Here is a 24979-nt window from a genome sequence, read left to right as displayed (position 1 = left end):
CTCTCGTTAGAATGGAGAAAGAAACAATGAGTTGTATTGGAAATATTATTTGGTTTATTTTTGGTGGTTTACTCGGTGGACTTAGTTGGGCGATAGCAGGTGTGTTATGGTGTATCACAATTGTTGGTATTCCGGTCGGGCTACAATGCTTTAAACTAGCTTCTTTATCGTTTGCACCCTTTGGAAAAGAAGTCATTTATACAAACAATGGCGTATCTTTGATCGTCAATATCATTTGGTTGATCGTGTCAGGTCTACCGATTGCTCTAGGGCATGTCATCAGTGGGATTTTACTTTGTATCACGATCATTGGTATTCCTTTTGCAAAGCAGTCCTTCAAATTAGCCCGCCTAGCGCTGATGCCGTTTGGGGCAGAAATCGTTTAAATAGTCACTAAATATAAAAGTAACTCTCTTGCACAGTTGTTTGTCTGTCGAAAGAGTTACTTTTTTTACACTTAGCGAGTGATATCTGTATGTTTTTTAGGTATTTGCTTACTCAAAAAATTCGATTTGTTGGTTGCGTCTACTATGCGATGATTAAAATTCGCTTGTGTAAGGGACGGATGTGTTGGAGAAGTTGGACTTAGCACGTCTGTGGAGTTACTTTTAGAGGTCTGTCTATCAGAAAAAATCCTTTCTCTGAATGTTTTGGCTGTTGCACCAAATCGCTGGCTCTTAACTTTTACTTTTCGTCGATAGGCCTCTTTTGATGATTGATCCGTTCCATCAATGATTGCGCTGATGTGAGCATCCAATGGTTTCAATCGTCTGGAATCATCATAAAAAACATGATAATAATAAGGTGCGACCTCGACGGATTGATTTTTAACAAATGTTTTAGGTGTTCTAGGATCTTGGTAGACTTTCTTTACGAAATCATTCGAAATTTCAACAAAGTCATCTCTTGAGATAGTTTCTTTTAGACCAGTGATGTTTTTTCGCTGTTCATAATGTTTCCATAGCTGGGAAAATTTTTCATTATGCTTTGTGTTTTCACCTAGAAAAGTCTGATAGAAACGTTTGCGAAATGCTATTGATGTACAAAATTTTGGTTTTACTTTGCCTTCAGCAAAGGGGGGCGTGAATGTAGCCTCTTGGCAATGATGAAGGACACTTCGAAAGGCAGTAAGTGGTTCTAAGATGGGGCAAACAGGAATTAGCGCATATCCTCTCATGTCAAAATCAAGATTCTTTGGTGGCGTTTCTGAGAGTTGGTTGATTGCATCAATGATATTGACTTTAGATTCGCTATGATGTTCGAGTTTTGTAGCAAAAAGTATTTTACTTAACGTTTCCAAATGATCTGCTGGGATAGTTGATAACTGATTACCCATGTTGGTATTTGCCGCAAATTTATCTATTTTAGCGACAAGATAGTCATGTTCTTGCTTATAGATGATCAAAGAATAAATATGATTATGATGATAAGAAGGACTTACAATGTATGAAGGAATAATCATAAAACTCGCTGGATCATTTTTTTTTCAGATTTTCGATTTCCTGTTGCAATTCTGCCGGTTTTTTCATTTCGTAGTATGTAATCGTACTTTTTAAAGACTGGATCACTTTAGTTTTTTGCGTTTCATTGATCAAGGCATGATCAACATCATTTTCGATCATTTTGATAAATCTTGAAAATAAAAATTGGTAATTCTTTTTCCCGTCTGCACCTACAACTTCAAACGCTGCTGCATTTCCTAATCTTAGAGCAAGTGCCAATTGATGGTATTGTCCGTCAAAATCAAGCATATTTCTTCTCCTTATCTTTTGATCTTTCAAAGATATTCTCCTTTATTTTCTATTGTAAAAAGTTTATCATTCGTCACTTTTACATAAGAAACTTCTTTTACACCTTAAAGAAATAATGATTCTCCCGAACGATACTTAAATCATGATCCGTTGTTACTATGATTTGACATATGAATACTCATTCATGTATAATAACTTATGAAGAGATAGTCATATGTTTAGTAAGGAGGGACTTAAAATGAAAAGTTATCAATTAGAAGGTTTAGATTGCGCAAATTGTGCGATGAAAATCGAAAAAAAAGTACAAGCAATACCTGGCGTAAAAGAAGCATCGGTCAATTTTGCGACTGGAAAAATGATGATCGATGCAGATAAAGCTGTCATTGAAACGATTGAAAAGCAAGCAACAGAAGAAATCCATCAATTAGAACCAGATGTCAAAATAATCGAAGTGAAAAAGCAGACAAGTAAAAATCATGAACCAGAAAAAGAAAATAAAACAGCATTGTTACGTATCGCCATAGCGTCACTTAGCTTGCTTTTATTGTTTTTATGGAAGCCTGCTGAGCCAATTCGTTTCATTACTTTTTTGGCCATTTTTGTTCTCATTGGCTTTGATGTTATCAAGCAAGCGTTCGTCAATATTCGTAAAGGACAAGTGTTTGATGAAAACTTTTTGATGTCGATTGCAACGATCGGTGCGATGATGATCGGTGAATATCCAGAAGCAGTTGCTGTCATGTTGTTTTATCAAATCGGTGAGTATTTCCAACATTTTGCGGTCGATCAGTCTCGTCGGTCAATTCGTGAGTTGATGGCGATCCGACCGGAAGTTGCTCATGTGATCACTGAAACCGGCTTGGTAAATAAGCAACCAGAAGAAGTGCAGATCGGTGAGTCGGTCATGGTCAAACCAGGTGAAAGAATTCCTTTGGACGGAACGATTTTGAAGGGACAATCCCTCGTAGATACATCTGCATTAACAGGAGAATCATTGCCTAAAGAAGTGATGAGTGGTGAAAATGTATTAAGTGGTTTTATCAATAAGACCCATCCTTTAACCATCGAAGTAAAAAAGAACTATGAAAATTCGACCATCAGCAAATTATTAGAACTAGTGGAGACAGCAAGCAGTAAAAAGGCACCAGCTGAAAAATTCATCACTAAGTTTGCTCGTTACTATACGCCGATCGTTGTTGCTTTAGCTGTTCTTTTAGCAACTGTCCCACCCTTACTTTATGGAGGAGATTTTTCTGAATGGATTTATCGAGCATTGACATTTCTAGTGATCTCTTGTCCATGTGCATTGGTCATTTCTGTTCCACTTAGCTTTTTCGGAGGAATCGGTGGGGCTAGTAAACGGGGGATACTTGTCAAAGGTGGAAATTATCTAGAACTTTTAGCTCGTACAGAAACAGTGGTATTTGACAAAACAGGTACCCTGACCAAGGGTGATTTTGCCGTACAAAAAGTTGTTTCTACCATTGACGAGAAAGCGTTTATGAAATATGTGGCGAGTCTAGAAAATCTATCGACACATCCAATCGCCAAGGCGGTCATGGATACCTACAGTGGCCCGTTATATGAAATTGAAGAACCTGTAGAAATCGCTGGTGAAGGAATCAACGCACAGGTCAAGGGACAAGAGGTACTTGTCGGAAATCAAAAATTATTGGCTCGCTATGGAGTCGAGCAACCAGAGAATCATGAAATAGGAACATTGATCTATTTAGCGATCGACAGTCAGCTCATGGGCTATTTAGTTATCGCGGATACGATCAAAGCAGATGCAACATTTGCTATCGAGACATTGAAAAAAGTCGGCGTCAAAAAGACAGTGATGTTGACAGGTGATGCCCAAAAGATTGCGGAACAAGTCGCAAAAGAGGTAAGGGTCGATGCAGTCTATAGTGAACTGCTTCCAGAAGATAAGGTAGAAAAATTAGAAGCTTTGATGAGCGAAACGACTCAGAAAACTGCCTTTGTCGGAGACGGGATCAATGATGCACCGGTATTAGCTCGAGCAGATGTGGGAATCGCCATGGGTGGTTTAGGCAGTGATGCAGCTATTGAAGCAGCCGATGTCGTCATCATGAACGATGAGCCATCAAAACTTGCGGAGGCGATTCAAATTTCAAGAAAAACGTTGAAAATCGTCAAGCAAAATATTGCATTTGCTATTGGAGTAAAAGTGATCGTATTGATTCTCGGAGCTATTGGCTTTGCTTCTATGGGGAATGCAGTCTTTGCCGATGTCGGTGTGACCCTGATAGCAGTTTTAAACGCCATGCGTGGGCTATCTGTCAAAAAAGTCAAATAAACAGTCAAAAAAGCACCGTTAAACCACAGAAATCATTTATTTGAGGACTGTGGTTTTTCTGTGATTAAAATAACTGGAAGATTTTAATTGTTCTGAAAATTCCAAAATAGTTAGAAAATAATTCATGTTTGTGAGCCTTTAGATTAGGTGTTAGAGGATAAAATGAAAAATAAATGTAAAAACAATGTGTTTTACCTAAAATAATCCACAAATAAAATAACGAAGTGTTGTAAACATTATGAAAATTGAATATGATAGTCAATGAATAATTATTAAATATTTATAAAGGAGAAATCAGATGAACGAAAAACAACTGCGCTGGTTTACAGTAGCGTTGATTGCATTCAACATGGTCTGGGGTATGGGGAATGTCGTCAATAACTACGCGCAACAAGGAATCTCAGTAATCACTTCATGGTTATTGATCCTAGCTATTTATTTTATCCCCTATGCACTGATCGTCGGTCAATTAGGATCAGCATTCAAAGATAGTAAAGGGGGCGTTAGTTCTTGGGTAGAAAATACTACTTCGAATAAACGCTTAGCTTATTATGCTGCCTGGACATACTGGGTCGTGCACATTCCATACTTAGCACAAAAACCACAAGCGATTTTGATTGCAGCTGGTTGGGCAGTTCAAGGAAATGGCGATATCGTCAATACGATGTCTGTCCAAATGGTCGCAGTGATCTCCTTGATCATTTTCTTAGCTTTCTTGTATCTATCAACAAAAGGCTTATCAACGTTGAAAGTTATCGGTGGTTTAGCAGGTACAGCGATGTTCGTCATGTCATTATTATTCATTTTACTTGCTGTTACTGCGCCATTCATCAATCCAACGATGGAATTTGCGACAGCAAATATGAACCAAGTCAAAACGTATATTCCTAAGTTTGACTTTAGTTACTTTACGACTGTTTCAATGTTAGTCTTTGCTGTAGGAGGCGCTGAGAAAATCTCTCCTTATGTTAATTCTACACGTAACCCGGCAAAAGAATTTCCAAAAGGGATGATCTTTTTAGCAGCGATGGTCGGTATCTGTGCTGTTTTAGGTTCTGTGGCAATGGGTATGTTATTTGCAAGTGACAATATTCCTAAAGATTTAATGGCAAACGGTGCGTACAGTGCCTTCCAAATCTTAGGTAACTATTATGGTATTGGCAATGCATTGATGATCATCTATGCATTGACGAATATGGTTGGTCAAATTTCTGCCTTGGCATTTTCTATTGATGCGCCATTGAAGATCTTGTTAGCCGATGCAGATCCAGAATTTGTGCCAAGTTGGTTACGTAAACGTAACCGTAAAGGAACGTTGGTCAATGGTTACATGTTAACTGGTATCTTAGTCGGTATCATCATCCTATTACCGATTATTGGTATCAAAGATATGAATGAATTAGTTAAATGGTTGACGAACTTAAATTCAGTCGTTATGCCAATGCGTTACTTATGGGTATTCCTAGCCTACATGATGTTGAACAAAGCATACAAAAAATTCACGTCGGAATATAAGTTCGTGAAAAATCCTAAAGTTGGATTCATCTTTGGTGCTTGGTGTTTTGCTTTCACTGCGTTTGCATGTATTTTGGGAATGGTACCAAAAGTGGAATACGCTGCTGATCCAAAAGCTTGGTGGTTCCAATTGATCTCAAATATCGTCACACCGATCATTTTGATTTTACTAGGTATGATCTTACCAGCGATCGCACGTCGTGATAATAAGAAAAATCCATTGAAAGAACCAGTTTCTCAACTTTAAAATAAGATTTGACCGAATCAGTCCAACGATTGGTTCGGTCTTTTTTTACGTTATTAAGAATAAGAGGTAAAATAAAAAGATGACCATTCGAAGGAGGACAAAATGAAAATAATGATTATTGGACAGTCGGGTGCAGGTAAGTCCACACTTGCAAGAAGCTTACAAGCAACGACAGGAAGCCCTCTTTTAGCTCTCGATCAATTGTGGCTAGCAACGGACTATGGAAAAGCAGCCAAGCAATGGTTGTTAAAAGAACAGGAAAAATTTATGGCGGAGAACAAGGATTGGATCATCGAAGGAAATTATCTATCGATTGCAAAAGATAGAATTGAACAAGCTGACTTGATCCTAATGCTTCGCTTGCCGAGATACCGAGCGATGTATCGTGTGATCAAGCGTTCGCTCAAACGAAAAGTAGATAAAAGTACCCGTCCAGATGTTCCAGAAGAATTTATAGAAAAATTCGACAAAGAATATTTGGACTTTTTACTTTTTGTTTGGCGTTTCAAGAACGAGAGGGAACCCTTAGCGATCAAAAAAATCTATGAACAAGGAGCAGAAGAGAAATTAGTCATTTTGAATGGTCCACGACAGCAAAAAAAATTTCTAGAGCAATGGCGAAGTAAAAGTAGTTGACACGTTTCGTTTACAAGTGTAATCTGTATTTAGAAATGAAGTTTACATTTGTAAACGAAGAGGAGAGTGATACATATGGAAGAAGTGAAAAAGCCAATCAAAATCAGTGATTCAGAATGGGAGATCATGCGTGTCGTCTGGACATTAGGAGACACCACAGCTCAGGAAATCACACAGATCCTTTCTGAATCAATGGGCTGGAAAGCAGCAACAGTCAAAACGTTATTAGGACGACTTGTCAAAAAAGAAGCGATTTGGACAGAACAAGAAGGGAAAAAATTTATTTATCATCCAGCGGTGTCTGAAACAGATACTGTGCAAAGTGCCGCAGAGAATTTATTCTCACATATTTGCGCGAAGAAAATCGGCGAGACGATTGCAGATCTTGTCTCAGAAGCAACTTTAACACAAGCAGATATTGACCAAATCATGGCAGAACTAAAGAAAAAAGAGCCAGTAACAAATATCCAGTGCAATTGCATTCCAGGACAATGTCATTGCCATCAAAACAACTAGGAGGAAACCAGCGATGAAAACAAAAGTAACGATCAAAGGAATGAGCTGTAAACATTGCGTTGCAAGAGTGGAAGAAACGGTCAATGCGCTACCGGGTGTAAAAAAAATCAATGTCAACTTAAAAAAAGAGATCGGAACTGTGTCATTAGATGAAACAGTGATCCAACCATCAACCGTATGTCAAGCAATCAATGATTTAGGCTATCAAGCAGAGGTGATTTAAATGGAGCATCCAGCTAAAAAAGACACACTGGTGATTACTGGAATGACTTGTGCCAATTGTGCTGCACGAATCGAAAAAGAGTTGAATGAACAGCCCGGTGTATTATCTGCGACTGTTAATCTGGCAACAGAAAAAGCGACGATCAATTATCAGGAAGTATCGATCGAAGAACTGATCCAAAGTGTTGAAACCATTGGTTATGGTGCGATTTTATATGATGAGGCCCATAAGCAAAAAATTGCAGAAGAAAAGCAAACTTATTTAACAAAGATGAAGCGAGATGTCATCATAGGTGCTATCTTGACGCTTCCTATGATGATCGCGATGATTGCAATGATGTTAGGCTTCCACGGAACGCTAGTCCATTTTTTCCATGATCCATGGGTCCAACTGATTTTAGCAATCCCTGTCCAGTTTTATATTGGTTGGCGCTTTTATGAAGGAGCGTATCATGCCATCAAAACAAACGCACCCAATATGGATGTATTAGTGGCAATCGGTACGACCGCTGCATTTGCGCTTAGTGTATACAATGGTTTTTTCAGTACACATTCATCGGACTTATATTTTGAAAGTAGCAATATGATCATCACACTGATTTTGTTAGGAAAATATTTGGAACACACAGCCAAAAGTAAAACCGGCGATGCCATCAAGCAGTTGATGTCTCTTCAGAAAAAAACAGCACAGGTCATAAAAAATGGTGAAGAAAAGACCATACCAATCGAGGAAGTAGAGATTGGGGATATTTTACTCGTCCGACCGGGAGAACAAATCCCAACAGATGGGAAAGTCATCAAAGGGGATAGTGCGATCGATGAAGGAATGTTGACTGGAGAAAGTGTGCCAGTTGAGAAAAAAGCGGGAGATCTACTCTTCGGCGGAACCATCAATTCCACAGGGATTCTTGAAATGACGGTGACTCAAGTGGGTAAAGGAACTGTCCTTTCACAAATCATCCAAATGGTGGAAGATGCCCAAGGAAGCAAAGCACCAATCCAAAAAATTGCTGATAAGATTTCTGGTATTTTTGTACCTATCGTTTTAGTCATTGCCTTCGTTACCTTAATAGTCACTGGACTAATCAGTGGCAACTGGGAACTGGCAGTGATCCATAGTGTTTCAGTGTTGGTCATTGCTTGTCCTTGTGCGTTAGGACTAGCGACACCAACTGCGATCATGGTTGGTACAGGACTAGGCGCACGAAAGGGTATTTTGATCAAAGGCGGAGAAGCATTAGAAGCTGCGACACATCTAGACACGATCCTTTTAGACAAAACTGGAACGATCACACAAGGGAAACCAGTAGTCACAGACGTTATCGGTGACGAAGAAGTGTTAACGATCGCCACCACATTAGAGCAAGGATCAGAGCATCCTTTAGGCAAAGCCATTGTGACTTATGGAAAAGAACAGGCGATCGCGACTTTGCCTGTGGTTCAAGCAAAAGCACATCCGGGTGCTGGGATCAGTGGGGTAATCGATGGAAAATCTTATTTTATTGGTACGAGAAAACGACTAGTGGAGCTGAACGTTTCATTTGAAGCGTATCAAGAACAAGCGTTACAATTAGAACGACAAGGAAAAACCGTGATGTTTCTTGCAGATGACAGACAGGTATTGGGGATGATCGCTGTGGCTGATCAGATCAAAGAACACGCACGATCAGCAATCCAACAATTACAAGCCCAAGGATTGGCAGTTTATATGGTCACAGGGGACAATCAATCAGTTGCAACGACGATTGGACAAGAAGTTGGTATTCCAAAAGAACACATCTTTGCTGAAGTATTACCTGATGAAAAAGCAGGATATGTCGAAAAATTGCAAAAAGAAGGAAAACAAGTGGGAATGGTCGGTGATGGTATCAATGATGCCCCCGCCTTGGCTTTAGCAAATGTCGGTATCGCCATGGGGAATGGCACCGATATCGCCATGGAAACAGCAGATGTAACGTTAATGAATAGTCAACTCTCGTCGATTGGACAAACGATCGAACTTTCAAGTGTGACCTTGAAAAAAATCAAACAAAACTTATTTTGGGCATTTATTTATAACACGATTGGCATTCCATTTGCTGCGTTTGGCTTATTGAATCCAATCATTGCCGGAGGAGCGATGGCCTTTAGCTCAATCAGTGTGTTACTCAATTCATTAAGTCTAAACCAAAAAATGAAGAAATAAACGGTTCAACAAAGGAAAGGACAGAATGAAAATGAACGAGCAAAAAAAACAAACGATGCACGAGCATCATCATGATGAAATGAAGCAACAAACGAACATGACACACCATAAAATAGATCATACGAGTATGGACCATACAAAAATGAACCACGAGAGCATGGCACATGAGCATCACTCAATGGACCACAGTTCAATGGACCATAGTTCAATGGATCATCATGACCATATGAGCGGCGGGATGGATCATTCGATGCACATGGGAAATTTTAAACAAAAATTTTGGTTGTCCTTGTTGCTAGCGATTCCGATCATCTTGTTTTCTCCCATGATGGGCATGGAATTTCCCTTTCAAGTGACTTTCCCTGGCTCTGATTGGCTCGTCTTGATCCTGGCGACCATCTTGTTCATCTATGGCGGACAACCTTTTTTAAGTGGCGCTAAAATGGAATTGAAACAAAAAAGTCCAGCAATGATGACCTTGATTGCTATGGGGATCAGTGTCGCCTATGTTTATAGTGTCTATTCTTTTATCGCAAATCTCATCAATCCCCATACTCATGTGATGGACTTCTTCTGGGAATTGGCGACGTTGATCGTCATCATGCTATTAGGGCACTGGATCGAAATGAGTGCCGTTTCTAATGCAAGTAATGCGTTACAGAAATTAGCAGAATTATTACCGGAAACGGTCAAACGATTACGAACAGATGGGACAGAAGAGACAATTTCTTTAAAAGAGGTCAAAGAGGGCGATCATTTAGTCGTTCGAGCAGGAGATAAGATGCCAACGGATGGAACGATTCTCAAAGGAGAAACGATCGTGGATGAATCTGCCGTGACTGGCGAATCAAAAGGGGTCAAAAAACAAACATCTGATCCAGTGATCGGTGGTTCGATCAATGGAGACGGCACCATTGAAATCGAAGTGACCGGAACAGGTGAAACTAGCTATTTAGCCAAAGTCATGGATATGGTCCGTCAAGCACAAGGTGAAAAGTCAAAACTAGAATCTTTGTCTGACAAAGTAGCAAAATGGTTGTTTTATGTGGCATTGATCGCCGGTCTATTGGCATTTGTTGTGTGGCTGATTTTAACTGATTTACCAACTGCTTTAGAACGGATGGTCACTGTCTTCATCATCGCTTGTCCCCATGCGTTAGGTTTGGCGATTCCTCTAGTGGTGGCACGTTCAACGTCGATTGCTGCTAAAAATGGGTTGTTGCTTAAAAGTCGTCGCGCCTTAGAACAAGCTAATGAGTTAGATGTCATCATGCTGGATAAAACAGGTACGTTGACGGAAGGAAAATTCACCGTCACTGGTATCGAAAGCTTAGACGATGATTATCCTCAAGAAGAACTATTGAAATATTTAGGTGCCTTAGAAGCGAACGCCAATCATCCATTAGCCATTGGGATCATGCGTTATTTGAAGGAACAGAATATTTCTCCTTATCAAGCAGAAAATCAAAAAAATCTTTCAGGGGTTGGCTTAACTGGAACAGTAGCAGATAAGAATGTAAAAGTAGTCAACGAAAAAGAAATCAAACGTTTAGGAATTGAAATTGAAAAGGAACGACTAACGCCTTACGAAGAGCAAGGGAATACAGTTAGTTTTCTATTGATCGATGATCGTTTAGTCGGATTAGTGGCATTAGGTGACATCATCAAAGCAGAAGCAAAAACCTTTATTCAAAGTCTCAAAGAAAGAAAGATCACTCCGGTGATGTTGACTGGTGATAATCAACATGCTGCAGAAGTGGTCGCGCAATACTTAGGTATCGAAGAGTTTTATGGTGGGCTTTTACCAAATGACAAGGAAGACATCGTCAAACGTTATCAGGAACAAGGAAAAAAAGTCATCATGGTCGGTGACGGAATCAACGACGCCCCAAGTTTAGCACGTGCAACGATCGGGATGGCGATTGGAGCAGGAACCGATATTGCGATCGACTCAGCGGATGTTGTTTTGATCAACAGTGACCCAAAAGATATCTTGCATTTCTTGGATCTAGCTAAACAAACGAGAAAGAAAATGATCCAAAATCTATGGTGGGGAGCGGGTTACAACATTCTTGCCATTCCTTTAGCAGCAGGGATTCTTGCACCCATCGGAATTTTGTTAAGCCCAGCGATTGGAGCTGTCTTGATGTCATTGAGTACCGTAGTTGTAGCATTGAATGCGTTGACGTTGAAGATCAAAGAATGATCATTTTTAGTAAATAATTATTGAATAAAGAGTGAATATGACTATGTCAATGGGCGGTCGGGACAGAAGTGTTCAACCTCAAGATATAAGGCGCCAGCCACGAAAATTGTTCTTCAAATTTTTGTGGCTGGCGTCTTATATCTTGAGGTTACTTCTGTTCTCGCCGTCTATTCGTTTTTAAATGGAGGGAGGGAACTAAGGTCCTACTTCCTTTTTTTGTCATTGGTACGATTTACACAAACGAGAGACTTTGGATTAATTTCTGGTTAATTTTGTAAATTAGTAAAATAAGAAAAACAAAAAATATTTCTTTGCGTACTTTATATAAGAGACATTTTCAGAGTATTGATGAGCCACTCTGGAAAAACTATTGATAGAGTGAGGTTAAGCAATGAATTGGCAAACATTACTAACAAAAAATGCACAGAATATCTTTTTACTGATCAACCAAATGAAAGATCTAACATGGAAGAAAAGCGACTTAGCAAAAAGGATGGATGTTGATGTCAAAACGATCGATCGTTATTTGAAGCGATTGAAATCAGAGGATTATCCCTTAGAACTAGCGTATGATAAAAAAGAAGTCCAACTCGTCTACCACCAAGCATACAATGAACCATTTCTTTTGTTTGAATTTTTGATCCGATCGGATTCGTTCTGTTTACTACGGGATCTGATTTTACAAAGGGAATACTCCTTCGAATATGATCGTTCCGCACAAGAACGATTGAAAAAATGGTTAGGGGATTATCATCTTTCTTTTTCCTATAAAAAGCAGCAAATCTATGGTTCTGAACGAAAAATCAGATATTTACTTTTTTGCTTTCTCAAAGAGTTCCCAACTTTTTTTAAGGAAGACCATGATCAAACATTTTCAGAACTATTCATCCAACTTCTAGATCATCGTCCCAAACATACAGATATTGAGATTTTTACAAATCATCAATTGTTCTTCTATGAGATTTTTCCAGAACTACTCTTTCGCTCTGAACAAAAGCTTCCGACAAAAGAAAAGAATTATCGGGCTATCCTGCGACTGAATAGCCATTTGATCACAGACAAGCGGTGGGAAAAGATCGAAAAAACCTCCGTTTATCAAAAATTATCGATTGTTACTGAAAAATTAGATTCATTATTTTGGTTGACGAATGATTTTGAAAGTTCCAACAAAAAGAAAATAACAAGAGTACTATTCCAAGAGTGGTTGAAATATTCAATTGGTCTTCATGATCGCTTTATCCATGAAGAAGCCGTTGCCTACCAAGCTTTGGCAGACACGATCCCTAATTTCATTGAGAAATCAAACCAGTTTCGTATCGCTTTACAGCAAGCTTTGTTTCAGCCAACGACCGATTGGGCAAAGATGTTGCTGAAATTATTGAATGAACGAGGCTATTTGGAGATGTATGCACCGGAAGTGAAAATCGTGTTCTTTTTTCGCTATGACCACGAAGAAGCTAGACGACTTGCAGCCATCTTAGATAAAACGTTACGTCATCGTAAACGAACATCGATCCATGTATGTACCAGAAGTAAGCCACCTAGTTATGCTCAACTTGTCATCACAGATCACTTTTTTTCTGCTAGTCTCACTAATGATCAGAAAACATATTTTTATCAAGATTCACTAGGAATCGAAAGACTATTATCAGACATCGATTATTGGATCAACACAAAGATAACTTTTACGAGTAAACGAATCATCGAGCGCTAGAATATGCTATAATGGACTGGAAAAACAAAGGAGGAAAATCCATTGGAATTAAAGAAACTAGAAGTACCTACATCTTCGATTACAGAAGTGAAAAGATCGCCGATGGATGTGTTTGACCAAGCTAGAAAAGCTGAAACAGGCGTATATATTTTTAATCGTGAAAAAGTTGCTGGTGTGATGTTGACCCAAGAGCAATATGAAACGTTGTTGCAAGAATTAGCCACGCTTCGCCAACTCATTGCGACAGAAACAGAAGAGACAAAAACAAATGGATCAGCGACAAACGAACCATTCACAAAAAATCGCACGGCCATCGTATCCACTTCTGAATCGTTAGATGAATTGGTTAGCGCCTTAAAACAATATTTAGTTACAGGTGTGTCTATCTCTGCTAAAAATCTTGATGAACGAATGGTAGCATTAGGATTCATTACGAAGAAAACTGGTTTTGGCGGGGTTGTTGATATGCTCAATGAATTAACAGAAACGGGTAAAATCAATTACCAATTAAGGAAAAAACCAAATGGTAAAATCGTGATCGCAGAGATCATCGGTGAACAAGATAGTCAATCGCAACTATTCGATAAGCTGATCATCAAGAAAATCTATTTACATGAAATATAATAAGTTGCGAAGTGTTGACGATAATTTATTTATCAAACATTACAACTAGGTAAAATAGAGCATAAAAATAAAAGTAAAGCATCTGAGGACAGTTCACAGCTGTTGTGGATGCTTTACTTTGTTTGTCATTAAAAGTGAGTGTGTCTACGATAACGCGCGAATATGCTACCCCAGATGATCCCTAATAACTGTGGAAATAAGTAAATACCAGCGAGCAGTAAGATGATCTGTTCAGGTGAAAAAGGATGATACAAAAAATGCCATTCTGTACATTTAGCAAAAAATAAATAAGAGGTGCTCGCAGAACAAAGATTGCCAAGAAACAATGTTTTTAAACGATTGGTTCGCCTCAACGTAAAACCAACAAAAAAAGCCCAAAATATCAATAATATAAATAGGATGACTGAATGATAATAATAATCAAAAAGTAGAGCGAGATAAAAATAAGGCACACACATCAATAAGTAGATTGTTTTTTTTATGTAAAATAATCGCAAAGGTACATTCCTCCAAATCATTTCCCTTTGGTTTTTATTGTAAAATCAAACAATTAATAATCAATTCTTTTTTGAAATATTCTGAATAAAATGAATAAACTCTCATTGCTTTATTCTTAAAAAACTAGTCTTTCCCCTCAGTTTTTTTAGAGAAATAGAATATAGTATGATAGATGGAGTGTCTTTTGGGAGGTTTTGTATGAAAAAGAGAATAAAACTAGAACAATTGTATTTGTTTCTTTGGTTTTTCCCAATTTTTCTTTTGCCTTTTACATGGGTGAATGCAGTAGTACAAGGTGCTGAGATTCTTGGCATCATCAATGGAAGTGGCTTTATTATTTCCAAAAATTTTCCGACATTGACCCTTTTTTATTTTTTGATCAGTGTGAATTTGATCGTTTCAAAAACATTTATAAAAAAGTATAATTGGCATTTGATCCAGTTTTCTTCTATGCTGGTCTTTACATCTTATTTCTCGATATTACCGAGGATCATCATCGGCCCGAATGGACTAAGTGAAAGTGGACTAAAAGATACAAGCTATTCTGCGATGTATTTTTTGACCATCAAACCTTGTTTTTATGTAGCGATTGCTTCCTTTGCGTTAGCAGTTGGCCTATTCTATTATACAGAGATCCGTGAACAATCCTTACTTATAGAAAAGATATAGTTTTTTGTAGGACGTCCATTTTCGGACGTTTTTTTGTTTTACGATATATTTACACAACTTAACAATAACTTTACATATTCAATATCTAGGATTTACAGTACCCTGATACAATCAATTTGTAACTAAGAAAGGGGCATATAAATGAAAAAAGTTTTATTTTCTTTAGGAGTATTAGGTTTTATCTTAGCTGGATGTGGTTCTGGTTCAGGAAGTACGGATGGATCAGCAAGCAACTCAGCTAGTTCAGATGATCAAGTAAAAATCGTAGCGGTCGGTTCAACCGCTTTGCAACCTTTAGTTGATGCTGCACAAGAAATGTTTACACAAGATAACCCCAACTATCAGATTTCTGTTCAAGGTGGCGGAAGTGGAACAGGTCTTAGTCAAGTAGCGTCAGGTGCTGTAACAATCGGAAACTCTGATGTATTTGCAGAACAAAGAGATGGGATCGATGCAAGTAAATTGGTAGACCATCGTGTAGCAGTTGTTGGAATGGCACCAATCGTAAATAAAGATACAGGCGTTGAAGATATTACAAAAGAACAATTGATCGAGATCTTCACTGGTAAGATCACTAACTGGAGTGAACTAGGCGGAGCAGATCAAGAAATCAACGTCATCAACCGTGCAAACGGAAGTGGCACTCGTGCAACCTTTGAATACTGGGCATTAGATGGCGCTGTACCAATACAATCTCAAGAACAAGATTCATCAGGAACAGTTCGTCAAATCGTTTCACAAACACCAGGTGCGATCAGCTATTTAGCATTCTCTTATTTAGATGATTCTACTCAAGCGTTGAAAATCAACGGTGTAGAACCAACTCCTGAAAATGTCTCAGACAATAGCTGGGAAATTTGGTCTTATGAGCATATGTATACAAATGGCGAACCAGAACCAGAAGTGAAGAAGTTCTTAGACTTCATGATGACTGATGCCGTTCAAGAAGGACCAGTACAAGATTTAGGCTACCTACCGATCAGCATGATGAAAGTTGAACGTGACGCAGAAGGTAACTTATCATAAGATTGAATACATCTTTCAATCACATGTTTATTCATAACGACTACCATTGATTATTAAGCTTAGTTCCTCGTTGAGGATCTAAGCTTTTTTTAGTTTATTGCTCACTCTACGTTTTCGTTTTTTTCCATATGACAGTTTTGAAAGAAGAATATCAGTTATATCTGAGGATTTATTTGGCAAAATGACGTATGGTTAAAGAGTAGAAAAAAAGTTGAGGGATTAGTTATGAAAAGAAAAGAAAAGCAGCGAGAAAAACAGATACAGCAAATGTTGGCACAATTAGAACGCATCGATCCTAACAAAAATGAAGGGCTGACAGAGAAACAGGTCCAAGAGCGAATACGTGTTGGCGCTGTCAATCAAGCAACGAGTCCTACATTTAAAACGAACAAGCAAATCGTGATGGAGAATGTCTTTACTTATTTCAATCTGATTTTTTTAGTCCTAGCGATTTTATTATGTGTCGTCAATTCCTATAAAAATTTGACTTTTTTACCTGTCATATTGGCAAATACTGGCATTGCGATCTATCAAGAGATCCATTCCAAGAAAATCTTGGATCAGTTGAGCATGTTACATGCCGCAACAGTCAAAGTATTACGGAATGGTCAAGAACAGAAGATAACTATCGAAGAGTTAGTTCTAGATGATCTCGTCATTCTAAAAACAGGAGACCAGATCCCCGCAGATGGAAAGATCATAGAAGGTAATCTACAAGTGAATGAAGCGCTATTGACTGGTGAAGCGGATGAGATAAGTAAGGAAATCGGCGATGAATTAATGTCAGGAAGCTTCATCGTTACGGGTAAAGCAAAAGTTCAGTTGACACGAGTTGGCAATGAATCTTATATTGCCAAATTAACGATGCAAGCAAAAGAAATGGGTACTGGAGAACAATCCGAGATGATTGCTTCGTTAGATAAGATCATCAAATGGGTGGGAATCATTATTATTCCTATTGGATTGACTTTATTTTCTCAAAGTTACTTTTACAATGGCAATACATTAAGAGAGAGTATTGTTTCGATGGAAGCTGCGTTGATCGGCATGATTCCTGAAGGGCTGTACCTACTCACAACGATTGCACTAGCAATGAGTGCGACGCGCTTAGCAAAACAACAAGTGTTGCTGCATGACATGAAAAGTATCGAGACGTTAGCGCGAGTGGATGTATTATGTGTTGATAAAACAGGAACAATCACTGAAAATGCAATGGACGTTCAACGTGTGCTGATTCCTGAAAATTCTTTAGCAAAACAAACAGCAGATCAGTTGGATGAATTACTTGGTGACTACGCACAGGCAGTAGAAGCTGACAATGAAACGATGCAAGCAATCAAAAATTACTTCACGAAGCATTCTGACAGGGAGGCAACAGCAAGTTTACCCTTTTCTTCTGTGAGAAAATATAGCAGCGTGACATTTACGGATAAAACGTATGTCCTTGGAGCACCAGAGATGGTCTTACGCGAAGCGTTCACGAGTTATGCTTCTGAATTTAGTGCGTATACGGAACAAGGCTATCGGGTATTAGTTTTCGGTGAATACCAAGGGGTACTGTCACAAGAAGACTTGGAAGAAGTCGTTATCCCGTTAGGTTATTTATTGATTGCTAATCCGATCCGTCAAGAAGCGAAAGCAACGTTTAATTACTTTAAGAAACAAGAAGTTGCTATCAAAGTGATTTCTGGTGATAACCCAGCGACAGTTTCTCATGTTGCCACACAAGCGGGTATTTCAAACGCGGAGCAATATGTGGATGTCTCCTCGTTAAGGGAAGAAGAATTTCCAGAAGCCATGGAAAAATATACCGTCTTTGGCCGTGTCAAACCAGAACAAAAAAAGGAATTTGTTCGTTTACTAAAAGAGAAGCATACAGTGGCGATGACTGGGGATGGGGTAAATGATATCTTGGCGATGAAAGAAGCCGATTGTAGCATTGCGATGGCATCAGGGAATGAAGCGACGATGCAAGCGGCACAAGTGGTCTTGTTGGAATCAGATTTTTCTAAAATGCCAGAGATTGTTGGCGAAGGGCGGCGTGTCGTAAACAATATCGAACGTTCTGCCAGTCTTTTCTTAGTAAAAAATATCTTTTCATTTTTACTGTCTGTGTTTTCTGTTCTTTTTGCATTCACTTATCCATTAGAACCTTCACAAATCACATTGATCAGTTTATTCACGATCGGGTTGCCTTCCTTTTTATTAGCTTTGGAAGAAAATGAGAACCGGATCAAAGGCCGATTCATTGAGAATGTCTTGGAAAAAGCTATTCCGGGGGGGCTGACTGATATGATGGTGGTAGGCGCTTTAGTCGTGGGTGGTTCGATTTTAAATCTGAACAAAACCGATACGTCGACAGCTTCTACTATGTTGTTGATTGTTGTTGGCTTTTTAGTCCTTTATAAAATCTGTCAACCATTGAACCAATTTCGAACACGGATCATGCTATTTTGTGCAAGTGGAATCATCTTTTCTGTTGTCTTCTTGCATAAACTATTTTCAATATCAGCCATTTCGCCAGTGTCTATCTTAATGGTGGTCATGCTCTTTTTCGCAGCAGAATCCATCTTTCGTCAGTTGACCTTTTTCGTGGAAAAATATTTGCATGTAGATAAGATCGATGCGACACGTACGAAAAAACGTTGGAGAAAAGTATTTCCCTTTTTCAAGAAGTGAGCCAAGACTTATTGTATACAAAAAGATAGCGTCAACCTCCTAAAACAGAAATGTTCTTGGATGTTGACGCTTATTTCATTTATACCTATCAGACTAACAATTAATTGATTTTAGGGATCGTCACAATAAAGGTAGAGCCGATACCAGGGTGACTCTTGATTTCCACCGTGCCATGAAGTAAATTCACGTATTCTTTCACGATCGACAATCCTAATCCTGTACCACCTGAATGACGACTACGCGCTTTATCTACACGATAAAAACGTTCAAAGATGCGTTCTTGATCTTCGCGATCGATACCAATACCAAAATCTTGTACAGAGAAAATCAGCTGATCGTGGCTTTCGTAGCGAAGGATGATCTCACTTTCTTCTTTTGAATATTGGATCGCGTTTTCAAACAAGTTTTTGATGATCGGGTAAAGCAAATCAGGATGTGTCGTAAAGGCAGTATTTTCTCCAATCAATTTGATCGTCAACTGTTTTTTCCGGATCATTGGTTGATAGCTTTGGATCACCTGTTGGAAATAAGGCTCCATATAGATCGTTTGGGTTTCATGTAAACTCTCTTCGTCTTTTGATAACTGAATAATTTCTCGGATCAGCTTATCTAAACGAATCGCATCTTTTTGCATGATCAATAGAAATTCAGTCAGTGTGTCGGGGTCCTCTTTTGCACCGTCCAGTAAAGTCTCAGTAAACCCAATCAAAGAAGTGACAGGTGTTTTTAATTCATGTGAGACATTGCCGACAAAATCTTTTTGCATTTTTTCTAAATGTCTGACTTTTGTCAGATCATAAGCAACACCTAAAATTTGTCCAGTATCCTCTGAACTATTGAAATAACGCAAGCTGATATCCAGTGTTTGCGTACCGTCAGCAATCGTGACTTCTTGATGAACGATCGGTTCAGACGGAGAAACTTGATGGATCAATTGAATCAATTTTGGTTCGCGGATCACTTCTGTGTAATGTTGATTTTCTTGATAATCTTTCACACCTAGATGGACTTGCATTTTTGGATTAAGCAGGCGCAGTGTGGCATTGGAGTCAATCAGAAAGACACCGATCATCAATTCATTCAACAAGCTGTATAATTGTTCCTCCGTCGTCGTGTAGGCGCGATACATTTTGGTCATCTGTTCACTCAAGCCATTGATCGTTTGGTATAATTCTTCCCATTGATCAGAAGTCTGCATGATGATCTCCGTTTGTTCCGGGTTCTTGACCATTTTTTTCAAAACAGGAATCACTGTTTTGAGTGGTTGGTTTCGTTGGTAAATCAGGTAGTAGATCATAAATGTCAATAAAAGAAAGAAAACCAAGAAGAAACCGAATACCCAACGGCGAAAACTTTCCGTACGAGGAAGAAAGCCACTTGTAGGTTCAGCGATGCGAATGATCGCTACCAATTTTCCATTGACTTTGATGGGCAAGGCGACATAAAGTAATTCTTCATTCAATGTCGTACTCTTACGAAGAGAAGTACCAAGCGTACTTCCTTCTAAGATCGCTTTGATTTCCGGGCGTGTTTTTCTTTGTTCATGCAAAGAAGATTCTTCTGTGTCATAAATGATCGTGCCAGTTTGATCGATCAACGTCACTCGTTCATTGGATTGATGGACAAATTCATCCAGAACTGCTTTATTACTAGCAGAAGTAGGATTCTCGACATCTAGTTGACGAGCCAATAACTGCGCTTTTTTAGTCAAATAACTTTCTTGTTGTTCAATGATCTGTTGTTGGAAATAATGGGAGATGATCTGCCATCCACCAAAAAATAAGCCAAGCAACAAGATGAGAAAAAACAAGCGCTCGGAGAATTTTTTCCATTGTTTTTTCATCGTTTTGGTTCCTGGAATTTATAACCAAAGCCCCGAACAGTCAGTAAATATTTAGGATGTTTCGGATCACGCTCGATTTTTTCACGTAAATGACTGACATGGACATCAACAATACGACTTTGTCCAGAAAAATCAAAATTCCAGATACGATCCAACAGTGTATCTCGGTCGATCACTCGATCTTTGCGTTTCATGAAATAAACAAGCAACTCAAATTCTTTCGGCGTAAGTTCGATCGGTTGGTCCTCGATCGTCACTTGATAATTCGTCAAGTCGGCTTTGATTTGTCCAATCGATAAGTATTCTGGTTCTGCCTCATCAGATTGAGTTTTACGGGGCTCGATCCGACGAAAGATGGCTTTCATCCGTGCAAGGACTTCCCGAGGGCTGAAAGGTTTCGTCAAATAATCATCCGCACCGATCTCCAGTCCGATGATTCGATCGACTTGATCATCTTTAGCTGTTAGGATCAATATAGGTGTATCATTTTTTTCTTGACGGAGCTTTTGTGTGATCGCGATGCCATCGATCGAAGGAAGCATCACATCTAAAATAATGAAATCATATGAATGTTCCAATGCAAGATCAAGACCTTCTTGACCATCTGCAGCACTGGTTACTTTATATCCTTCTTTTTCAAGATTGAATGTCAGTAATGTTACAATTGAGGGTTCGTCATCAACAACTAGTACTTTTTTCATAAATTCTCCTTTTGATAAATTTCATCTCCTTTATTTTAGCACAGAATCGGGGGCAAGGACTATTTAACCAGCTAAATAAATGGTATAATATAAAAGCAATTTGCTCAGCTAAAGGAGAAAATGTCCGATGATCGGTATCAGTGCTTGTTTAGGTGGCGTCTCATGTCGCTATGATGGCCGGGAACAAACAATCCCTGCCTTAAAAAAACTCGTGACAGAAGGTCAAGCAATCGTGATCTGTCCAGAAGTAGCAGGAGGTTTGCCCATTCCAAGAGAACCAGCAGAAATCGTTGGTGGTGATGGGTTTGATGTCTGGGATCATCAGGCTAAGGTCATGACGATCTCTGGAAAAGATGTTACAGAAGCTTATAAAAATGGTGCGATCAATGCTTATCAAGTACTCAAGGAAAAGCAGATCTCAACGTTGATCTTAAAAGCAAATAGTCCTTCCTGCGGCTCATCAACTATCTATGATGGTAGTTTCACTGGTAGTCTGAAAGAAGGCATTGGCGTAGCTACCGCCTATTTTCTCCAACAAAAAATCAGTGTCTGCTCAGAAGAAGAGTGGATGGATCAACGAGGTGAGTTGAATGGAAATTGAGAAAACCAATCGGATGAATGCTCTTTTTGAATTTTATTCGACACTGTTGACTGAGAAACAAATGAATTATATGGAATTATATTATGCAGATGATTTTTCACTTGGAGAAATCGCTGAAGAATATGAGGTCAGTCGCCAAGCAGTTTATGATAATATCAAACGAACGAGCAAGATCTTGGAGAATTACGAAAAAAAACTCCACCTTTTTTCTGATTATGTCGTTCGTGAACAGTTGTTGACAGAATTGACGAACTATATCAATGAACAGTATCCTGAAGATCAAACGCTGCAAGGATACATCAAAAAAATTCAAGAAATCGAAGAATAACAAAAAGGAATGAATAAAATATGGCATTTGAAAGCTTAACTGAACGCCTACAACAGGCGATGTCAAAGTTACGAAAAAAAGGAAAAGTCTCTGAAGCTGACGTCAAGGAAATGATGCGCGAGATCCGTCTTGCGCTATTAGAAGCCGATGTCAACTTACAAGTAGTCAAAGATTTTACGAAACGTGTGCGCGAACGTGCAGTTGGAGCAGAAGTACTTGATAGTCTTTCTCCAGCACAACAAATCGTAAAGATCGTGGATGAAGAGTTAACGATCACTTTGGGTTCAGAAACGGTCGAATTGACTAAATCTCCAAAAATCCCGACTGTCATCATGATGGCTGGTTTGCAAGGGGCAGGTAAAACAACGTTTACTGGTAAATTAGCGAATTATTTAAAGAAAAATGAAAATGCTCGTCCCTTATTGATTGCAGGTGACGTGTACCGTCCTGCTGCCATCGACCAGTTAAAAGTTTTAGGACAGCAATTGGATGTTCCGGTTTTTGATATGGGAACAGATGTGAGTCCTGTAGAAATCGTTCGTCAAGGGATGGAACTCGCGAAAGAAAAGAAAAATGATTACGTATTGATCGATACAGCCGGACGTTTACACATTGATGAAACATTGATGGATGAATTAAAACAAATCAAAGACTTGACACAACCTAACGAAATCCTACTCGTTGTCGATGCGATGACTGGTCAAGATGCCGTCAACGTTGCGGATAGCTTCAATCAACAATTAGGGATCACCGGGGTCGTCATCACAAAATTAGATGGAGACACACGTGGGGGAGCGGCGCTATCGATTCGTTCAGTGACCGGTGCACCAATCAAGTTCATCGGTTCTGGTGAAAAGCTGACTGACTTAGAAGTCTTCCATCCAGATCGTATGGCAAGTCGTATCCTTGGTATGGGGGATATGTTGACGCTGATCGAAAAAGCGCAACAAGACTATGATGAGAAAAAAGCAGAAGAGCTTGCGCAAAAAATGCGTGAGAACTCATTTGACTTCAATGATTTCATTGAACAATTGGATCAAGTCATGGGTATGGGCCCAATCGAAGACTTATTAAAAATGATCCCAGGAATGAATCAGATGCCAGGAATCGAAAATATCAAAGTTGATCCGAAAGATGTTGAGCGTAAAAAAGCAATGGTTTATTCGATGACACCTGCAGAACGTGAAAACCCAGACCTATTGAATCCAAGCCGCCGACGCAGAATTGCTGCTGGTTCAGGGAACAGCGTAGTGGAAGTCAATCGTATGATCAAACAATTCAAAGAATCCCGTAAGATGATGCAACAAATGTCTAAAGGGGATATGAATATTCCTGGCATGGACCAAATGTTCGGTACCGGTGTCAAAGGTAAGCTAGGAAAAATGGCGATGAATCGCATGATGAAGAAAAATAAAAAGAAAAAGAAGAAAAAGAAATAAACAGTAATCAAGTGCAAAAAAGCTTCGAAGACGTATTTAATTTTGTCTTCGGAGTTTTTTCATACATTGTCTGAAAATCCCAAAAGGAGTGAGTCGATGCAACGCTGTCCATGGAGTGAATCAACTGAAATGATGCGTGAGTACCATGATACGATTTGGGGAGTACCTGAATATGATGACCAACGACTGTACCGTAAATTAATGCTTGATATCAATCAAGCAGGTCTCAGCTGGCAAACGATCTTGAACAAGAGCCAAGCTTTCGATGAGGCTTACGACCAGTTTGAACTCGAAAAAGTCGCTAGCTATACTAAAGAAAAAATCGAAGAATTGATGAGCAATAAAGGAATCATCCGCAATCGCCGGAAAATTGAAGCGGCAATCGCTAACGCACAAGCTATTTTAGCCATGCGAGCAACCGGACTGAGTTTTTCTGATTACCTCTGGTCTTTTGTCAATGGCGAAGTCGTGATCGGAAACTACCAAGACCAAAGTGAAGTGCCAACTACTAGTGAACTCTCTGATCGCATCTCAAAGGACTTAAAAAAACGCGGTTTCAAATTTATTGGAAGTACGACCATTTATGCCTTTTTAGAAGCGGTAGGGATCATCAACGATCACCTGATCACATGTTTTCGCCACCAAGAAGTCACTCGCTAAAGGAGAAAGATGAAATGTCTAAGATCATTTTTTACGGAGCAATCAGTATGGATGGCTATCTAGCAACAATTAATGATGACTTGCAATGGCTCTTCGATACGCCTATTGGGGAAAAAACAACCTATGATGCGTTTTATCAAACCATCGATACAACGATCATGGGCAGAAAAACGTATCAAGAAGCCAAAAAATATTTAGATACAGCCAAGATCTATCCAGAAAAAACCAATTATGTCTTTTCAACAGACAAAGAATTGAAGTTAGAGGATGCTAGGGTCGTTCACGAAGATCCCGTAAGCTTTATCAAGGAGTTGAAGGAATCAAGTGAACAAAGGATCTGGGTAGTTGGTGGCGGTCGTTTGCTCAAACCAATCATTGAACAGCAACTGATCGATGAATGGTACATTCAAATTGCGCCTGTATTACTTGGGAAAGGGATTCGTCTTTTTCAAGAAGGAGATTATGTACAGCGGTATCAATTGGTGGACACGAAACGCTTTGGCGAGTTTATTGAGCTACACTATCGTAAAGAAGGGCACAAAGAATAGTAGGTCACACAAAAAAACACGAAACAACATGCTGTTTCGTGGTTTTTTGTA

General features: G+C 39.0%; 23 protein-coding genes. 18 read left to right on the top strand and 5 right to left on the bottom strand.

The genetic code is table 11. The features are described 5' to 3' along the window. Window positions 1–26: 26 nt before the first annotated feature. The gene (locus IGK77_RS10280; RefSeq protein ID WP_071867480.1) at window positions 27–386 is read left to right on the top strand and encodes a YccF domain-containing protein; all 360 of its coding nucleotides are present in this window, start codon (window positions 27–29) and stop codon (window positions 384–386) included. Between the two features lie 71 nt (window positions 387–457). Here IGK77_RS10280 and IGK77_RS10275 read toward each other — a convergent pair whose 3' ends face one another. Together IGK77_RS10275 and IGK77_RS10270 are read right to left on the bottom strand one after the other, a co-directional pair. Next, window positions 458–1462 carry a hypothetical protein gene (locus tag IGK77_RS10275; RefSeq protein WP_256209252.1) on the bottom strand — a complete coding sequence of 335 codons (1005 nt, stop codon included), beginning with the start codon at window positions 1460–1462 and terminating at the stop codon, window positions 458–460. Between the two features lie 13 nt (window positions 1463–1475). Continuing rightward, on the bottom strand, window positions 1476–1751 hold the full coding sequence (locus tag IGK77_RS10270; RefSeq protein WP_256209251.1) for a hypothetical protein: 276 nt from the start codon (window positions 1749–1751) through the stop codon (window positions 1476–1478). Between the two features lie 238 nt (window positions 1752–1989). Here IGK77_RS10270 and IGK77_RS10265 point away from each other — a divergent pair, with 238 nt between their 5' ends. From IGK77_RS10265 to IGK77_RS10225, 9 genes are all read left to right on the top strand, one after another. Next, window positions 1990–4071, top strand: coding sequence for a heavy metal translocating P-type ATPase (locus IGK77_RS10265; RefSeq protein ID WP_074799528.1), 2082 nt, complete (start codon window positions 1990–1992; stop codon window positions 4069–4071). Window positions 4072–4369: 298 nt separating this feature from the next. After that, complete coding sequence (locus IGK77_RS10260; RefSeq protein ID WP_074799527.1) at window positions 4370–5833, top strand: APC family permease; 1464 nt, start codon at window positions 4370–4372, stop codon at window positions 5831–5833. Between the two features lie 102 nt (window positions 5834–5935). Continuing rightward, window positions 5936–6469 (top strand): topology modulation protein, encoded by a 534-nt coding sequence (locus IGK77_RS10255; RefSeq protein ID WP_074799526.1) that lies wholly within the window; start codon window positions 5936–5938, stop codon window positions 6467–6469. Between the two features lie 75 nt (window positions 6470–6544). Continuing rightward, window positions 6545–6985 carry a CopY/TcrY family copper transport repressor gene (locus tag IGK77_RS10250; protein ID WP_074799525.1) on the top strand — a complete coding sequence of 147 codons (441 nt, stop codon included), beginning with the start codon at window positions 6545–6547 and terminating at the stop codon, window positions 6983–6985. A 13-nt stretch (window positions 6986–6998) separates the two neighbouring features. Then, on the top strand, window positions 6999–7208 hold the full coding sequence (copZ, locus tag IGK77_RS10245; RefSeq protein ID WP_071867486.1) for a copper chaperone CopZ: 210 nt from the start codon (window positions 6999–7001) through the stop codon (window positions 7206–7208). Beyond that, window positions 7209–9392, top strand: coding sequence for a heavy metal translocating P-type ATPase (locus IGK77_RS10240; protein WP_074799524.1), 2184 nt, complete (start codon window positions 7209–7211; stop codon window positions 9390–9392). It abuts the gene before it with no gap. A gap of 127 nt (window positions 9393–9519) precedes the next feature. Further along, window positions 9520–11598 carry a copper/silver-translocating P-type ATPase CopB gene (copB, locus tag IGK77_RS10235; RefSeq protein WP_420911714.1) on the top strand — a complete coding sequence of 693 codons (2079 nt, stop codon included), beginning with the start codon at window positions 9520–9522 and terminating at the stop codon, window positions 11596–11598. A gap of 391 nt (window positions 11599–11989) precedes the next feature. Next, on the top strand, window positions 11990–13312 hold the full coding sequence (locus IGK77_RS10230; RefSeq protein ID WP_071867488.1) for a hypothetical protein: 1323 nt from the start codon (window positions 11990–11992) through the stop codon (window positions 13310–13312). A 42-nt stretch (window positions 13313–13354) separates the two neighbouring features. After that, window positions 13355–13936: a prevent-host-death protein gene (locus IGK77_RS10225; RefSeq protein WP_074799523.1), complete on the top strand. Its 582-nt coding sequence runs from the start codon at window positions 13355–13357 to the stop codon at window positions 13934–13936. Between the two features lie 128 nt (window positions 13937–14064). Here the strand turns inward: IGK77_RS10225 and IGK77_RS10220 are convergent, their stop codons facing one another. Next, on the bottom strand, window positions 14065–14433 hold the full coding sequence (locus IGK77_RS10220) for a hypothetical protein (protein WP_233433729.1): 369 nt from the start codon (window positions 14431–14433) through the stop codon (window positions 14065–14067). A 199-nt stretch (window positions 14434–14632) separates the two neighbouring features. Between IGK77_RS10220 and IGK77_RS10215 the strand changes: the two genes are divergently transcribed. From IGK77_RS10215 to IGK77_RS10205, 3 genes are all read left to right on the top strand, one after another. Further along, window positions 14633–15103, top strand: coding sequence for a hypothetical protein (locus IGK77_RS10215; RefSeq protein ID WP_010734995.1), 471 nt, complete (start codon window positions 14633–14635; stop codon window positions 15101–15103). Window positions 15104–15244: 141 nt separating this feature from the next. Beyond that, the gene (locus IGK77_RS10210) at window positions 15245–16129 is read left to right on the top strand and encodes a phosphate ABC transporter substrate-binding protein PstS family protein (RefSeq protein WP_086334935.1); all 885 of its coding nucleotides are present in this window, start codon (window positions 15245–15247) and stop codon (window positions 16127–16129) included. Window positions 16130–16354: 225 nt separating this feature from the next. After that, window positions 16355–18808, top strand: a complete 2454-nt coding sequence (locus IGK77_RS10205; protein WP_074799521.1) for a cation-translocating P-type ATPase — start codon at window positions 16355–16357, stop codon at window positions 18806–18808. 100 nt (window positions 18809–18908) lie between these two features. Here IGK77_RS10205 and IGK77_RS10200 read toward each other — a convergent pair whose 3' ends face one another. Both IGK77_RS10200 and IGK77_RS10195 read right to left on the bottom strand, forming a co-directional pair. Then, entirely contained in the window at window positions 18909–20651 is a 1743-nt protein-coding gene (locus tag IGK77_RS10200) for a sensor histidine kinase (protein ID WP_074799520.1), read from the bottom strand. Then, window positions 20648–21352 carry a response regulator transcription factor gene (locus IGK77_RS10195; protein ID WP_010734999.1) on the bottom strand — a complete coding sequence of 235 codons (705 nt, stop codon included), beginning with the start codon at window positions 21350–21352 and terminating at the stop codon, window positions 20648–20650. Before IGK77_RS10195 ends, IGK77_RS10200 begins: the two co-directional genes overlap by 4 nt. A 127-nt stretch (window positions 21353–21479) precedes the next feature. Here IGK77_RS10195 and IGK77_RS10190 point away from each other — a divergent pair, with 127 nt between their 5' ends. The 5 genes from IGK77_RS10190 (at window position 21480) to IGK77_RS10170 (ending at window position 24928) form a co-directional block, all read left to right on the top strand. Further along, on the top strand, window positions 21480–21953 hold the full coding sequence (locus IGK77_RS10190) for a DUF523 domain-containing protein (protein WP_071867494.1): 474 nt from the start codon (window positions 21480–21482) through the stop codon (window positions 21951–21953). Further along, window positions 21943–22281 (top strand): putative DNA-binding protein, encoded by a 339-nt coding sequence (locus IGK77_RS10185; RefSeq protein ID WP_010735001.1) that lies wholly within the window; start codon window positions 21943–21945, stop codon window positions 22279–22281. The genes IGK77_RS10190 and IGK77_RS10185 overlap by 11 nt, the downstream gene beginning before the upstream one ends. Window positions 22282–22301: 20 nt before the next feature. Further along, window positions 22302–23720, top strand: coding sequence for a signal recognition particle protein (ffh, locus tag IGK77_RS10180; RefSeq protein WP_010735002.1), 1419 nt, complete (start codon window positions 22302–22304; stop codon window positions 23718–23720). A gap of 96 nt (window positions 23721–23816) precedes the next feature. After that, complete coding sequence (locus IGK77_RS10175; RefSeq protein ID WP_074799519.1) at window positions 23817–24380, top strand: DNA-3-methyladenine glycosylase I; 564 nt, start codon at window positions 23817–23819, stop codon at window positions 24378–24380. Between the two features lie 14 nt (window positions 24381–24394). Beyond that, window positions 24395–24928 carry a dihydrofolate reductase family protein gene (locus IGK77_RS10170; RefSeq protein WP_074799518.1) on the top strand — a complete coding sequence of 178 codons (534 nt, stop codon included), beginning with the start codon at window positions 24395–24397 and terminating at the stop codon, window positions 24926–24928. Window positions 24929–24979: the final 51 nt, after the last annotated feature.

This window comes from Enterococcus sp. DIV0806c, assembly GCF_051710905.1.
GTDB lineage: Bacteria > Bacillota > Bacilli > Lactobacillales > Enterococcaceae > Enterococcus_B > Enterococcus_B mundtii.
Note: the sequence above shows the minus strand (reverse complement) of the source record. Positions and strands in the feature narration are given on the sequence as shown.